This window comes from Archaeoglobus sp. UBA230, assembly GCA_002507545.1.
Lineage (GTDB): Archaea > Halobacteriota > Archaeoglobi > Archaeoglobales > Archaeoglobaceae > Archaeoglobus.
Genome location: DAVR01000030.1, coordinates 55,023 through 69,821, shown reverse-complemented (window position 1 = coordinate 69,821; position 14,799 = coordinate 55,023). Strand labels below are relative to the sequence as shown.

At 44.8% G+C, this 14,799-nt stretch carries 18 protein-coding genes; 10 read left to right on the top strand and 8 right to left on the bottom strand.

The window, feature by feature from the left end:
* Positions 1 to 12: 12 nt before the first annotated feature.
* Complete coding sequence (locus BP688_RS10090) at positions 13 to 408, bottom strand: RNA 2'-phosphotransferase (RefSeq protein WP_290597878.1); 396 nt, start codon at positions 406 to 408, stop codon at positions 13 to 15.
* Positions 409 to 487: 79 nt separating this feature from the next.
* Here BP688_RS10090 and BP688_RS10085 point away from each other — a divergent pair, with 79 nt between their 5' ends.
* Positions 488 to 1,288: an EamA family transporter gene (locus BP688_RS10085; protein ID WP_290597877.1), complete on the top strand. Its 801-nt coding sequence runs from the start codon at positions 488 to 490 to the stop codon at positions 1,286 to 1,288.
* 55 nt (positions 1,289 to 1,343) lie between these two features.
* Positions 1,344 to 2,222 (top strand): polyprenyl synthetase family protein, encoded by an 879-nt coding sequence (locus BP688_RS10080; protein ID WP_290597876.1) that lies wholly within the window; start codon positions 1,344 to 1,346, stop codon positions 2,220 to 2,222.
* Here the strand turns inward: BP688_RS10080 and BP688_RS10075 are convergent.
* Positions 2,212 to 2,853, bottom strand: a complete 642-nt coding sequence (locus BP688_RS10075) for a histidinol phosphate phosphatase domain-containing protein (RefSeq protein ID WP_290597875.1) — start codon at positions 2,851 to 2,853, stop codon at positions 2,212 to 2,214. The genes BP688_RS10080 and BP688_RS10075 overlap by 11 nt on opposite strands.
* 37 nt (positions 2,854 to 2,890) lie before the next feature.
* On the opposite strand from BP688_RS10075, the gene BP688_RS10070 reads away from it, so the two are divergent.
* The 8 genes from BP688_RS10070 (at position 2,891) to BP688_RS10035 (ending at position 9,704) form a co-directional block, all read left to right on the top strand.
* Positions 2,891 to 3,178: a DUF211 domain-containing protein gene (locus tag BP688_RS10070; RefSeq protein WP_290597874.1), complete on the top strand. Its 288-nt coding sequence runs from the start codon at positions 2,891 to 2,893 to the stop codon at positions 3,176 to 3,178.
* Positions 3,179 to 3,323: 145 nt separating this feature from the next.
* Entirely contained in the window at positions 3,324 to 4,676 is a 1,353-nt protein-coding gene (locus tag BP688_RS10065) for an ABC transporter substrate-binding protein (protein ID WP_290624030.1), read from the top strand.
* 93 nt (positions 4,677 to 4,769) lie between these two features.
* Positions 4,770 to 6,116, top strand: a complete 1,347-nt coding sequence (locus BP688_RS10060; protein WP_290624032.1) for an ABC transporter substrate-binding protein — start codon at positions 4,770 to 4,772, stop codon at positions 6,114 to 6,116.
* Between the two features lie 9 nt (positions 6,117 to 6,125).
* Positions 6,126 to 6,989, top strand: a complete 864-nt coding sequence (locus BP688_RS10055) for a branched-chain amino acid ABC transporter permease (protein WP_290596442.1) — start codon at positions 6,126 to 6,128, stop codon at positions 6,987 to 6,989.
* Entirely contained in the window at positions 6,986 to 7,915 is a 930-nt protein-coding gene (locus tag BP688_RS10050) for a branched-chain amino acid ABC transporter permease (protein ID WP_290596441.1), read from the top strand. The genes BP688_RS10055 and BP688_RS10050 overlap by 4 nt, the downstream gene beginning before the upstream one ends.
* Positions 7,903 to 8,655: an ABC transporter ATP-binding protein gene (locus BP688_RS10045; RefSeq protein ID WP_290596440.1), complete on the top strand. Its 753-nt coding sequence runs from the start codon at positions 7,903 to 7,905 to the stop codon at positions 8,653 to 8,655. The genes BP688_RS10050 and BP688_RS10045 overlap by 13 nt, the downstream gene beginning before the upstream one ends.
* A gap of 9 nt (positions 8,656 to 8,664) precedes the next feature.
* Positions 8,665 to 9,318 carry an ABC transporter ATP-binding protein gene (locus tag BP688_RS10040; RefSeq protein WP_290596439.1) on the top strand — a complete coding sequence of 218 codons (654 nt, stop codon included), beginning with the start codon at positions 8,665 to 8,667 and terminating at the stop codon, positions 9,316 to 9,318.
* Positions 9,315 to 9,704, top strand: a complete 390-nt coding sequence (locus BP688_RS10035; protein WP_290596438.1) for a universal stress protein — start codon at positions 9,315 to 9,317, stop codon at positions 9,702 to 9,704. The genes BP688_RS10040 and BP688_RS10035 overlap by 4 nt, the downstream gene beginning before the upstream one ends.
* Here BP688_RS10035 and BP688_RS10030 read toward each other — a convergent pair.
* Genes BP688_RS10030 through ahcY form a run of 6 tightly spaced genes read right to left on the bottom strand, consistent with a single transcriptional unit; the run spans position 9,697 to position 14,799 of the window.
* Positions 9,697 to 10,497, bottom strand: a complete 801-nt coding sequence (locus BP688_RS10030; protein WP_290596437.1) for an ATP cone domain-containing protein — start codon at positions 10,495 to 10,497, stop codon at positions 9,697 to 9,699. The two genes, BP688_RS10035 and BP688_RS10030, sit on opposite strands and share 8 nt — an antisense overlap.
* Positions 10,466 to 11,311 carry a mechanosensitive ion channel family protein gene (locus BP688_RS10025; RefSeq protein ID WP_290596436.1) on the bottom strand — a complete coding sequence of 282 codons (846 nt, stop codon included), beginning with the start codon at positions 11,309 to 11,311 and terminating at the stop codon, positions 10,466 to 10,468. The genes BP688_RS10030 and BP688_RS10025 overlap by 32 nt, the downstream gene beginning before the upstream one ends.
* The gene (locus BP688_RS10020) at positions 11,308 to 12,015 is read right to left on the bottom strand and encodes a DUF432 domain-containing protein (protein ID WP_290596435.1); all 708 of its coding nucleotides are present in this window, start codon (positions 12,013 to 12,015) and stop codon (positions 11,308 to 11,310) included. Before BP688_RS10020 ends, BP688_RS10025 begins: the two co-directional genes overlap by 4 nt.
* Positions 12,016 to 12,064: 49 nt before the next feature.
* Positions 12,065 to 13,147, bottom strand: a complete 1,083-nt coding sequence (locus tag BP688_RS10015; RefSeq protein WP_290624624.1) for a (Fe-S)-binding protein — start codon at positions 13,145 to 13,147, stop codon at positions 12,065 to 12,067.
* Positions 13,148 to 13,171: 24 nt separating this feature from the next.
* On the bottom strand, positions 13,172 to 13,582 hold the full coding sequence (locus tag BP688_RS10010; RefSeq protein WP_290596433.1) for a hypothetical protein: 411 nt from the start codon (positions 13,580 to 13,582) through the stop codon (positions 13,172 to 13,174).
* Complete coding sequence (gene ahcY / locus BP688_RS10005; protein ID WP_290624036.1) at positions 13,579 to 14,799, bottom strand: adenosylhomocysteinase; 1,221 nt, start codon at positions 14,797 to 14,799, stop codon at positions 13,579 to 13,581. Before ahcY ends, BP688_RS10010 begins: the two co-directional genes overlap by 4 nt.

Here is a 14,799-nt window from a genome sequence, read left to right as displayed (position 1 = left end):
AAAATTTCAGGACTATACAAAGTTTTCAGGAGAGGTTGCGTGGTATAACTTTGCTGGGATGTCTCCACCCTCACTCCAGGCAGTATTTACTGCAATGCTGTGCCCGTATTTTGCCCTGATTTTGCCATTTCTAATCTCAAACCTCTCCTTCTTATCAAATTTTACAATCAGCTCAAGATGTTTTCTTCCAATCCCGTATCTTTCTTTCAGAACTCTCAAAACGTCCTCAACTCTCGCCCACCCCTCTTCATCAACCTCAATACCAAATTCCTCACCAAAATGTCTCAAGATTCCACTCAAGAACTTGCTCACTTTTCTCCTCTTCTCTGAGTTCAACAATATCCTACCTTTTCCACATTCACATCTACCCTCAAATTCACCGCACCTCTTGCAGATACCCACATCCACGTTTTGTATAACCCCCTTCTGAAGTTAGATTTTTTGACCACAGCAAGCTTTATAGCATCACGAACTTCAGTAGTCTGCCATGCGACTTGGAAGTGCTGCTGTTGCCACCTCAGCATTGCTCATGAGCACAGTCTCCATTTTTGTGAGAAATCTTGAAGGTGATGCTCTAACAATTACCTTTCTCAGATTCTCTTCAGCTCTCTTAATAATCGCCTTTTTATGCCTGCTTAACCATGAGATACCAAAAATAGACAGGACGCTTTTTTCACTTGCCATATTCAACCTTCTGACGGTTGTAAACTATATCACGGCCATTCAAAATCTGGAAGTTGCAACTGCGGCGCTGTTGCTGTATATGGCCCCCGTTTATGTAGTCCCTCTGTCAGCTCTTATGGGCGAGAAAGTAGAGGTAAAAACACTCATAGCTGTTCCATTGGGAATCGGGGGTCTTTACATGATACTTACACCCTATGCCGAAATAAACACGGGTATTTTATTTGGTATTTTTTCTGGAGTCAGTTATGCCTTTGTCTTCATTCTTTCAAAAGAGGCAAGAAAAAATCATTCCCCTCTCCAAATCACCTTTTTGAATCTTGGTTTAGGAACTATTATACTCCTTCCCTACTTTTTCATCTTTGGCACGGTTTCCAACATTTGGTGGGTTATAGGTCTCGGAACGATCCCTACCGCAATCCCTTTCACCTTGTTCGCATACGGTGTCAAGTATGTAAAGGTCCAGAGAGCACCAATTCTGGCATTGCTGGAACCTCTCTCAGCATTTGTAATAGGGTATCTCTATTTCGAAGAAATCATGGTTTGGAAACAATTAATTGGAGCAGCAATGATACTATCGAGTGTGTTTATCGCGTGGAGGGAATGAAGTTTGTCGAAATATCTCGAAACAGTTATAAGTTCAACACAGAAAAACAATACGAGTGATAGAAAACTGGTTAGAGTACCAGATTTTCGAAAAAAACCTGTTGAAATTTGTTGAAGTAGTGGATACTGTACCCAAAATAAAAAAAGCCCTATCTTATGCCATTACAGCCGGCGGTAAGCGGAGCAGACCTCTTATCGTCCTTTTGAGTGGAAAGATGTGTGGTGGTAATTACAATGATGTCATGGACCTCGCCATCTCAGTTGAGCTCATCCACACTGCGAGCCTCGTTCATGACGATGTGATTGATAAGGCAGAGAAAAGGAGAAGAAAACAAGCGTTGCACAAAAAATATGACATTGCGCTGGCAATAGTCCTTGGAGACTGGTTGATATCAAAATCTGTCGAACTTACATCAAAATATGGAGAAGAGATAATAAAAGATTTTTCCCAAGTGGGCATGATGATGTCAGAAGGAGAGGTTTTGGACTTTTACAGCGTGAAAGAACCCTTTGATGAAAAGGATTATTTTGAGTGTATAGAGAAGAAAACAGCTGCATTATTTGCCTATTCAGCAAGAAGTGCATGCAAGATCGTTTGCGATGATAGAAAGGCTGCAGATAAGCTGTTTGAGTATGGCCTGAATCTGGGTCTGGCTTACCAGATTGTTGACGATTTGCTTGAATATACAAGGGCGCTCGATGATAAGTATTCTATCTTCGAATCCAGAACTCTTCCTCAGATTTATGAGGAAAAGTATGGTAAGAATGAAGTTATTCCAAAGGTTACGGAGAAAATGGTAGAATTTGCAGAAAAAAGCTTTAGAGCTCTCAGTTACTTTGACGATTGTGAAGAGAAAAAGAAGCTTGCAAAAATTGCGAACTTCATGACCTATGATATGGTGAAAAGACATTCGGAGAACAGGATCATTTTCTGAGCCTCCTGAACAATCTCCTGTTGTTATCAAGTGCCTCTCTCCAATCTTCGACTCCCGCTCCTCTGAGGACTTTTTCAGCCATCTCATCGTTTATTATATCGGATGGTGAGTGGGCATCGGTGTTTATTACAAGATTGAATCTGAATTCCTCTGCGAGTTTGGCAACATATCCATTGGTCAGACTGTGTCCTTTTCGTGACGTTATCTCGATATGAATACCATTTTCCCTTGCCATTTCCGCCTCTTTTTCAGACATCAATCCCGGATGAGCAAGAATCGTTATTTCCTCGTTCAAAGCTGCAAAATTCGTGCCATTCTTAACCGGTTCTACCACAGTTTCTCCATGCACAACTACTATCTCTGCTCCCTCTCTCCACGCAAGCTCAACAGCTTTGCCAATCAGTTCCGGTGGGACGTGCGTAACTTCGACACCAATGAGGAACTTGGCATCATATAAATCCATAAAATCCTTCAGCTTTTCAAGTTTTGACAGGATATCGGATATATTCGAAAAATCAGCATGGTCTGTTATTGCAAAGCCTTCGTTACCTGCAGCCACCATTCTCCTTGCAATTTCGGACGGTATCAGTTCTCCATCACTGAACACGGTATGGACGTGCAGATCGAACATGCAAAAACGTTAAATAAGGAGCTAATAAGCTTTTAGTGTGAAGGGGTTAAGAAGGCTCGTGCTTGATGTATTAAAGCCACATGAGCCGCAGACGACTGTTTTTGCTTTGAGATTGAGTGAAATCAAAAATGTTGATGGTGTCAATATCCATCTTTCTGAGATAGATCAGGCTACCGAGTCCATAAAGATAACGATTCTTGGGGATGACCTAAATTATGACGAGATAAAGAGGGTTATCGAGGATTTGGGTGGAGTTATTCACAGTATAGACGAGGTTGTTGCTGGGAAAATTATAGTGGAATCTGTAAGGACTGAGCAGGATTGAGCAGTATAATGTTTTATCACAATTATTAAAAAATGGTTTTGCTTTCACGTAAATTGTTATAAAATATACAATATTGTTCAAATTCTGCGAAAATTTTAAATTTGGATGTGAACAATAACAATTAACAATTTAAATGGTGTGGTGTATGAGACCAACAAGAAGAGAATTTCTGAAACTTGTCGGTGCTGGTGCGGCTTGGATGATGCTTGGTGGTTGTGCACAACCACCTGCACAGGTTACACCGACCCCCACAACCCCTCCGACAACACCCAAGGTTACGAAGGAACTTAAGCTTGGCTATGTCGCTTTCAGAGCAGGACCTGCAGCAGCTTTTGGTGAGCCAGCACACAGAGCCATTGACATGATGGTTGAGAGGATAAATGCCGCCGGAGGTGTGGCGGGAGCAAAAATCAAGGTAATTCACGAGGAGGAAGGCTCCACTTCTGATACGGTTGAGAAGTTCAAGAAACTGTGCTTGGAAGACAAAGTTGATGTTATAATGGGTTTGAACTCTACCGCCAACTCAATGGCTGCAGCGCCTGTAGCAGAGGAAAACAGCACTCTCTTCATAGCATGTCAGGCCAGAATACCCTATGTGACTTGGAAAGACCCAGAAGACCCGTCTAAGGGGGTTATGGACTGGGTCTTCAAGGCAAACAACTCGGCTGTAGCACATGCTGTTCAGGCAGCTTGGTTGCTGAAAGAGTTCGCACCAGACGCAAAGGTTGTGGGACAAATTCATCCAGACTACGCGTGGGGCTATGACAACTACAACTACTTCAGTGCTGCTATCAAAAAGCTCATGCCGGATGTAGAACTCCTCGATCCCCTCTATCCCAAACTCTTCACTCCAGACTACACACCCTACATCACAGAACTCGTGAATTCAAAGCCAGACTACATCTTCACAAGCCTCTGGGGGTCTGACACAACCAGATTTATTGACCAGCTAATCCCCTATGGTTTGCTGAAGGGGACCGGTGGAAACACATTGCTATGTGCATACTGGGACTTCTATGTTGTTACAGGTAGGGAAATTCCGGTTTTTGGTCATGTGCAGCAGTCCTCGCAGAAGGGCATTGCATATCCTGTCAAACCTGAGGATTTTGATCCTGACTGGGAGTGGCTGATAAAGGAGTTTAAGAGCAGGTTTGGTCAATTCCCACAGTCGGGAGCCTTCGATGCTGGAGATGCACTGAACTTCTGGGTAGCTGGAATAAATAAAGCCTATGAGGAGAAAGGTGAGTTTCCGACAAATGACGACATAAGGGATGCCCTCGAAAACCTCGGAAGCTACAAGAGCTTTGGAGAAGTGGGGATTGTGAGGAAAGAAGACCACAGGGTTCTCTGGGGTGCAGCACCTGGAGTGGTTTCGAAAGCTCCATCAGATGACCCACTGCAAAGACCTTACGTCCATGACCCAGCTTTGCTTGTAACGGCCGAGCAGACAGAACCACCAGCCCTCACTGATCCAATAGAGTGGATTAACAGCTGGTGAAATTGTTATTACATTTTTTTAATTCGTATTGAATGAACTAAATCGCAAAGAAAGTTTTAAATATGTCAATTATAAATTGAAATTGGTGATAGAATGAACAGGTCAACAAGAAGAGAATTTCTGAAACTTGTCGGTGCCGGTGCGGCTTGGATGATGCTTGGTGGTTGTGCACAACCACCTGCACAGGTTACACCGACCCCCACAACCCCTCCGACAACACCCAAGGTTACGAAGGAGCTTAAAATTGGAGTCATCTCTTTCAGAGCAGGACCTGCAGCCGTTTTTGGAGAACCTTTCCACAACACCGCCGACTATCTTGCGGAGATGTTCAATGCTGCTGGCGGGATAGCAGGGGCAAAAGTTAAGGTCATTCATGAGGATCAGGGAGTAAGTCCCTCCGACACGGTGGAGAAGGCGAAAAAGCTCTGCCTGCAGGATAAGGTGGATGTCGTTACAGGCATTCCTGGCACGAACCATAGCCTTGCAGTTGCTCCCGTTTGTGATGAGAACAACACCTTCTACCTGCAATGTCAGGCGAGGGCAGAGTATGGCACTTGGAAGGATCCGGAGGATGCATCAAAGGGCGTATTTGACTGGGTGTTCCACACCGCCAACTCTACAGCTTCCCATGCTATCCAGGCGGCATATATTGTGAAGGAACTATTCCCCGAGGTTGAGACCATCGCCCAGGTGCATCAGGACTATGCATATGGATACGATAACTACAATTATTTCACACCAGCCGTTAAAAAGCTCAAACCTGATGTTGAATTACTCGATCCCCTCTATCCAAAAATCTTCGCCCCAGATTACACGCCATACATAACAGAACTAATCGAAATGAAGCCCGACTTCATCTTCACAAGCCTCTGGGGGACTGATTTCACGCGATTTGTAGATCAGCTAATCCCCTACGGTTTGCTGAAGGGGACCGGTGGAAACACGATACTTTGTGGATACTGGGATTTCTATCCATCAATAAAGAGGGAAATTCCTGTTTATGGACACCCACAACAGGGGAATCAGGGTTTGATAGATTATGCAGAGTACAGGAAATTTATCATCTGGCACTACAAGACCTACGGCTGGGCGCAGGTTGGAGGGATATCAGATGCAATTACAGCTTTCTACACCTTAAAGGCTGCGGTCGAGAAGGCCTACGAGGAGAAGGGAGAGTTTCCAACAAGGGATGAAATAAGAGATGCCATGGAGAACCTCGACAAGATACCGACCCCCTTTGGGGAGGGTATCATGAGGGGGGAGGATCACAGGGTTCTCTGGCCAGTCGAGTGTGGAGTATGTGTCAAAGATACCTTGGGCTTTTTTGAAGGCGTAGAATTTGCCTACATCTTCGACCCGAACAACAAGCTAATACTGCCTCCGGAAAAGCACGAACCACCAGCTTTTACGAAGGGAACAGACTGGGTGGCCACATGGTGATGTGGTAGAATGATCCCCCAGATAATTAATGGTTTGATTTTCGCTTCCATCCTTTTTTTGGTGGCAACTGGGCTAACGATAATCTTTGGAATTCTCAGAGTCGTCAACTTTTCTCACGGAAGCTTCTATCTGCTGGGGATATACATTGCCTACTCAATAACAAGGTTTTCTCAGGATACGATCCTTTACCTTGCTTCTCCATTCATAGCAGGTGCCTTGGCTGGATGCGTTGGAATGGCCTTTGAAAGAGGCTTGCTGAGTAGAGTTTATGGTAGGGGAGAGCTTTTCGAACTTTTAATGACCTATGGCATGATCTTCGTCTTCATTGACGTATTCAGAATAGGCTGGGGCACAATGCCAATCTCTGACCCGACTATCACTTTTAGGCTTGGGACTGTTTCCATAGCGGGCTACACAATGCCTCTCTACAACATCTATTTGATAGCCATTGCTGCCATTCTCGCAGTTGTACTGTGGTATCTGCTCTTCAGAACTAAGGTTGGAATGATAATAAGGGCCACATCCTTTGACAAGGAAGTCACAAGCTCCTTTGGTGTGAACGTTAACAGAGTTTACGCTCTGACATTCTTCCTCGGTTGTTTCCTTGCAGGGTTTGGTGGTGGGTTGATGCTTCCCGTCACTGGAGCATGGATCGGGCTGGACATTGATATGCTCATTATCGGCCTCGTTGTGGTTGTTGTTGGAGGTTTAGGGAGCATAAAAGGAGCTCTTGTTGCTTCTCTTCTTATTGGCCTTGTCAGGTCCTTCGGAATATCTATGTTTCCCGCAATAGAGCTTGCAATCGTTTACGTCATCATGATTGCCGTGCTTATAGTGAAACCAAGCGGATTGTTCGGAGGTGTTGAACATTGAGAGACTTCAGAATACTTTACGCTGTGATAGCGATTCTGCTCTTCATCGTGCCCTTTGTAGGGGAGTATCCTACCTACCTGACAGGACTGGCATTGCTCTTTGGCATCTCAGCACTGGCTTTAAATGTCCTTCTCGGCTACACCGGGCTGCTGTCCTTCGGTAACGCCCTCTTTTTCGGTACAGGGGCATACACCGTCGGGCTTTTAATCAAGCACTACGACATAACAGCTATCGAAATACTGTTTCCAGCAAGCATAGCCACATCCTTTGTTGTTGCAGTTATGGTGGGCTTCATCTGCGTCCGACATACGAGGATTTACTTCACGATGCTTACAATTGCTTTAGCATCGCTTTTCTACGCTCTTGCCCATAAACTGAGGCCAATAACAGGTGGTGATGATGGAATCAGGATTTATGACACCTACCTCTTTGGTAAAGAAATAGCTTCAGTGACGGAGTTTTACTACCTCATCCTTGTGTTCTTCTTTGCAAGCATGCTGACTCTGAGAATAATCCTGAAATCCCCATTTGGCCTAACATTGCAGGCCATAAGAGATAGTGAGATGAGAGCGAGGTTTGCGGGAATATCTATAACCAAATACAGGCTTGGGTCTTTCATCGTCTCTGGAGTGTTCACGGGGATGGCAGGGGCTCTCTATGCTCTCTTCCTCGGACAGATATCTCCTGATGACGTTCTTGGGTTGACAAGATCGGGAGAGTTGGTTGCAATGACTATACTTGGAGGATTCACGAGCTTTACCGGCCCTGTTGTGGGAGCCTTTGTTTTCACGTATCTCAAAGCCTTCGTGTCATCTGCGCTGATTTACTGGTATATGGTGGCTGGAATAATAATAATCGGAATTGTGCTATTCGTTCCGCTTGGAATAATGGGTGAGATTGAAAGGAGATTGTTATGGAGACGATAGGTGATAACATGGGGATTTTAAAGGCTGAGGGTCTTAAGAAATATTTCGGTGAAGTTCATGCAGTTGACGGTGTTTCGTTGGAGATCAAGGATGGAGAGTTTGTATCAGTTGTCGGCCCCAATGGAAGTGGGAAAACAACCCTTGTAAACCTCATTTCAGGAGCTTTACTACCTGATTCTGGAGTGATATACTTTGAGGGGAGAAATATAACAAAGCTACCTGCTCATCAGAGAGTAAAACTTGGAATTGGTAGAAGTTTCCAGATACCGATGGTCTATGAGTTTTTAAGCTCCTTAGACAATATTTTAGTCTCCATTTTGTCGAGAAACGGGCACTCAAGGATATTTCATAGAACTGTTGACAAATTTGAGGGGGCGAGGAAGGAGGCAATGGAATTACTTAAAATCTTCTCAATCCCTCTTAAACTTGTTGCTGAGCTTCCCCATGGACACAGAAAGCTGCTTGATGTGGCAATGGCTCTCGCCTTACAACCAAGACTCGTTTTGCTGGATGAACCTACCTCTGGAATAAGCTTGGAGGAGAGGGATCAAGTCATGGGGACAATAGCAGAGGTTTTGAAGGAGAGGAAAATTGCCGCCGTGATTGTTGAGCACGACATGGACATTGTTGCAGAGTATTCAGACAGAATACTGGTCATGCACGATGGTAAAATCCTGAAAGAGGGAGGAAAGGAAGTTCTGGAAGATGAAGAGGTCAGAAGGATTTTAATTGGAGATTGAGGTGGTTTTATGCTTAAGCTTGACAAGATAAACGTGAATATCGCAAAGGTTCCAGTTTTGAGGGACCTTTCAATGGAAGTGGATGAAGCTGAGATCGTTTGTATTGTCGGTCCAAATGGGGCTGGAAAGACAACGACGATGAGGAGTATAATGGGGATTCTGCCTGTGATTTCGGGGAGAATCGTTTTTAAAGGCAAAGATATAACTTCGATGAAGGCACACGAAAGGTTCAGACTTGGCATAGGCTATGCGCCTGAGGATAGAAGGCTTTATCCGGATTTCACCGTTATAGACAACATCCTCTTCCCTGCAAGGATGCTGGGGGTGGATGAAGAAGAGGTGAAGCGAAGAGTCTTCAGAATCTTTCCTGAACTCAAAGATCAGACTCACCGTCTTGCAATGACGCTTAGTGGTGGACAGCAGAAGATGGTTGCCGTTGCGAGGGCTTTGGCAGCAGACCCGAGACTGATTCTTCTTGATGAGCCTTTAGAGGGTCTGGCTCCAGTAGTGAGATCAAGGCTCGCTTCTGGCATTTTAGAGCTCAAGGAAGAGGGAATTTCGGTTTTAATGGCAGAGTCGAATGCAACTCACGTTAAAGACATTGTGGACAGGATTTACGGGATAAAGAGGGGAGAGATAGTAGAGATGGAGGTACTTACATGATCGTTGTTCCGGTTGCTGATGAGAACTTGGGATTTAGAGCTTTGAAAAAGGCTATAGAGATGGCAAAAGACAGTGGTGAAGAAATAGTTGTCGTTCATTCCTTGTTTGGAGGAAACAAAACGACTCTTGAGGACATACGAAGGGGGGAAAGACTGCTGGAGAAGGCAGTGGAAATAGCTGAGAAAAGTGGTGTAAAGGCCTCGAAAAGGATGCTCATCAGAGGTAAGACACCCGCTGAGGACATTGTTGACGTTGCGGAAGAGCTGAACGCAGACATGATAGTAATGGGTTGCGGTGTGGTTGAGATAGAGGGAAGACGAATTTTAAGGGAAACTACGGAGCAAGTGCTGGTGAACTCAAGGAAGCCGGTATTGCTCGTTAAATGATTACTTTTTTTGCTTCCTCTACAAGTCTTCTCGCCTCGTCTTTGCTTAGTCCCAGCTCTTTCCTCAAATTAGATTCGCCAACCTTTATCACATCCCTGCAGAAGACTAATCCAGCACTCACGACAACATTCAGCGTTTCTTTATCTATTCTCAAAATCGTGATGGGATACAGACCTTTACTCTCAAGCATCACCTCAATACTCTCATTCTCAGGGTAATTCCAGCCAGTCAGCTTTATCCCCATGCATGCGGCATATCTTTTTGCATCACCAGAAAACTTTGTGTTCGTAAAAATCCATGGCTGAATAAACCCTCCCACATCCTTGACATCAAGAAATCTGGCGTATGTATACATTGTCTCCTTCAGTCCGGTGTAAATTGGCACATTGTGGAACTTGCACTCCACCATGTATCTTCCCCTCTCATTCTCAGCGACAACATCAATTTCCTGATTTACGCATCTGCCCTCCACGACAACGTTTGTCTCCGTTCTGTATCCATACTCTTCAAGCAATCTTGCCACGAATTTCTCAAATCCAAAACCTGTCGGTCCAAGGCGAAGAAGGGAACGTTTCAAGTCGTATCTTGCCGCTTTGGTATACTCATGCTTCAGCAAAAACTCAATTACGAGTTCAAGAACTTCATCAGTGCTTATCCCATCATATATCCTCCTCTCCACTTCCTCTGCAACCTTCTCAGCAACCCTTTTGCTTGCTCCTGCCCTCAAACAAGTTCTGACTATTTTGGCTTTGCTGAACTCCTCAACTCTGCCGTCTCTCTTCCTTACCTTCATCTATATCCGCCTTCAGCTCGTTCGCAAACCAAACAACCCTCTGTGGGAATGGAATTTCAATACCATTCTTCTCAAGCTCAGTCTTTATCTTCCACAGCAACTCCATTTTAACATTGTACCACTCTGTTGATGGCGCCCATATTCTCACAACAATATTTACACTGCTGTCTCCCAGATTGTCAACAAAAACCTGCGGTTCAGGATTTTTAAGGGCAAAGGGATGCTCCTCAATCAACTTCTTTATGATTTCAATTGCCTTTTCAGCATCGTCGCTGTATTTTATTCCCACCACGTACTCAAACCTTCTTGCAACGTGAGCGACGTAATTCGTGATGTTGGATGTGAAGACCTTTTCGTTAGGAATTCTGACATACAAACCATCGTAGGTTCGGATGATGGTGGAGAGAATGTTCACATCTTCAACAAAGCCTGCCACACCGTCAATGTTGATCTGATCTCCAATCTTTATGGGTTTCTCTGAGATCAGAAAAATCCCGGAAACGAGGTTTGCAACAACACTCTGGCTGGCAAAACCTATGACTATGCCCACAATACCGCCAGCAACCAGTAAACCTGACAACTCCAGACCGAGAGCGGGTAGAACCCCTATGAAGGCTACGGTGATTATACCGAAATAAATGATTTTAAGCATCAGCTCAAGCTGATCCCTTTTCATCTTGTCTATCAAAGTCCTCCGTAAATTGGTGGTCACCAGCTTGGCTATAATGGTGGCTACAACCATCACAACGATTACGAAAAGAACATCGTAGAGTGTCACATCCTGATAAAGTCTGTAACCCAGCACGTCTATCATAGTCCCCACTCCATGACGAATTTGCTCCCTGTTACAGCAATTCTTCTTGCAACGTAAAGCTCCAGAGCCTTTTTCATCTTATCTCTCAGGGGACGCTCTATGAACCTCGTTTCGGCAACTTTGGGGGAGGTTACGTTCATTGAAGCTGCTGAGTAAACCATCTCATCATCGTAGTATATCTTCATTCCATAGACGTCCAGAACGATGCTGCTTACATCAACCCAGTCATCATCACTGTTTGTGATTCTGAGCTTCATAACACCCTCTCTGTATTTGTCCACTTCCGGAACGTCAGTGTATAGTTCACTCTCCCAATATCTGCAAATTATCCCCGTTCTTGGATCGCCATAGAGTGTGAACTTCGGCTTGTTAAGTGAGAAAACGTCTATGAGGCCTACACTCCTCTTGGCGGCGACAAAAATCGCAATCTCGATCGGGAAGGTCAAGTACACTTCAGTCGAAGATTTCGGTTCGGCCATGAACTTCTTATCAAACTTAATTTGTAGAAAGTTTGTAATTTCCTTTGGCAAGTTTACCGGTTCAACTGGATTTATGATCAATCTTCCGGAGCCTGTGAAGATGTTCTTCTCCTTTCTTCCACCATTTTCCCTCACATATCTGTAAAAATTCCCATTCTTCTCAACTCTGATTGAAAATTTTCCAATTTTAGTGGAGAACTCTGACAATTCGTGGTATCCAAACACATCTTACTTTAATTTGCTTAGAATAAAAAAGTTTGCAGTATGTGAATTATTAAGCACCAAAAACTGCTTCATACAAAAGCTCGGCAACATCCAAAACTTTAATCTCGACTTTCTTAACCTTTACAGCATCCTCAAGCATCATGAGGCAGAAGGGGCATGAGACTGCGAGAACGTCAGCAGCAGTTATCTCAGCTTCATCCACCCTCATCAGGGAAGGTCGAAACTCAACATCTCTCACTACATTTCCCCCTCCAGCCCCGCAGCAGAGAGCATTTTCGCGGTTCCTTGACATCTCAACCAGCTCTATGCCGGGAATTGCCTTTAAAACCTCTCTCGGCGAATCGTAAATCCCATTGTATCTCCCAAGATAGCACGGATCGTGGAATGTGACTCTCAGCTCAAGAACGCTTCTAAACCTCAGTCTTGCGTCTTCAATGGCTTTTTCAAAGATTTCCGAGACGTGATATACCTTTATCCCATCATAGTCATTTTTGAAGACGTTGTAGCAGTGGGGTGAGGACACAATCAGTTTATCCACACCATATTCCTCAAACACAGCCATGTTCTCTTCTCTCAGCATCTCAAAAAGCCCCTCCTCGCCTACAGCCTTTACGTCATTACCGCAGCACCCTTCCTCCCTCAGAATTGCAAAATTAACGTCAGCAGCCTCTAAAAGTTCAGCGGTTTTTCTTGCAACTTCTCCAACCCTTTCGTCAACAACGCCACAACCGGCAAAGTAAAGATACTCAAAATCCCCATCGTCAGCAAACTTAAACCTGTTTCTGTGCCATTCTCTTTTCTTCGCCTTACCAACCCCGAAGGGGTTGGCGAATTTCTGTATACTTTCAAGCATTTCCCTTACGTCAGACGGCACTCTCCCACTCTCAATTGTTCTGCTCCTCGCCTCAATGATCAAGTCCGTTATTGGAATCCCTCTCGGACATCTATCCTGACAGACATGGCAGGTGGTGCAGTTCCAGAGTTCATCGCTCCAGAATTCATTCCGCTTGCCGAGATAATGGGCGATTAGCTTCCTAATGTTCATGTTGTAACGCATGCTGCACGATGAACTGCAAAGAGCGCACTGCATGCAGGTGGAAAGTGAAACCATAAGCTTTGTTTGCCAACTCAAATAAAATTTTAACGAAAAAATTTTTTATATTTTCCCAGCAATTCTTTTAAGCTTTCGCTCTACCTGTCTGAGGTCGTCAAGATTTTCAAAATATAGTGTTCTGACAGAGAATAAGCCTGCACCTTTAAGTTTGATCAGCATTTTGCTTTCGTCAACTTCAAATCCTTCTATTTTCTTCAGATTGGTTTTGAAGGGTTTGTAGTAGACATGATCTTCCTCAATGTAGTAGTGCCTTGGCTTTCCGAGGGTTATGATTGTATACAGACTCACGAAGAGTGTGAATAGCGTTGTGGCAATCAACAGCCTTCCTGATATATCCCCAGTGAGCGCTCTGAATGCAGCGTATCCAAAGCCCACGAGGAGTATAAAGAGGACAAAATAGAGCCACTTTTTCCTCGCAGCAGGATTGTTCAAAGCTTTGTAGGTCCAGATCAAGTTCCGCACCTCCAGTCGCTGAGATATTTTATCTGCTCTTCCGTAAGCTCATCAATCTTGATTCCCATGGATTCGAGCTTCATCATCGCGACCTCTCTGTCAAGCTCGTCTGGCATCCTGTAAACTTTCCTTTCCAGCTTTTTCCAGTTCTCTGCAATGTATTTAGCTGCAAGAGCCTGATTGGAGAAGCTCATATCCATAACCTCTATCGGATGCCCGTCTGCTGCAACGAGGTTGACGAGTCTCCCCTCTGCCAGCAGGTATACCTTCTTATCGCCGAGATCGTACTCTGTAACGTATTTCCTCACCTCTCTCTTTGCCTTTGCCATTCTTTCGAGGGCATTGATGTCTATCTCCACGTTGAAGTGTCCTGCATTTGCCAGAATTGCCCCATCTTTCATCTTCCTGATGTGCTCTTCTCTAATAATATCTCTGTTCCCGGTTGCAGTGATGAAGATGTCCCCGTATTCTGCAGCTTTATCCATCGTCGTAACCCTGAAGCCATCCATTACAGCTTCAAGTGCCCTAATCTCGTCAACCTCTGTGATTGTCACATTTGCACCCATCCCCTTCGCCCTGATGGCGATTCCCCTTCCACACCAGCCGTAACCGGCAACAACGACGTTTTTACCGGCAATTAGCATATTTGTGGCTCTCAGCACTCCATCAATCGCTGACTGCCCTGTGCCGTAACGATTGTCAAATAAATATTTTGTGTAGGCATCGTTGACGGCTATAACAGGAAAAAGAAGCACACCCTCCCTTTCCATCGCTCTTAGCCTTATAACTCCTGTTGTTGTCTCCTCACTCGCTCCCTTAACCTTTTTCGCGTAGTCCTTCATCTCTCCATGTAGAAGGAAGATCAAATCTGCACCATCGTCTATAACTATGTCCGGCTCTGCCTTTATAACTCTCCTCAGGGCATCGTAGTATTCCTCCACACACATTCCACGCTTGGCAAAGCAGGCAATGCCCATTTCCCTCAAAGCCTCAGCCACATCATCCTGTGTGCTCATCGGGTTGCAGCCCGTGATCACCACCTCTGCCCCACCATCTATGAGTGTTTTGACGAGCACTGCAGTTTTTGCCTCCACGTGCAGAGCCATTCCAACCGTCAAACCCTCAAGAGGTCTCTCTGCTCTGAATTTCTCTCTGATCTTTGCCAGAACCTTCATGTGTCTCTCTGCCCATTCTATCTTGGCAAAACCTTCCTTCAT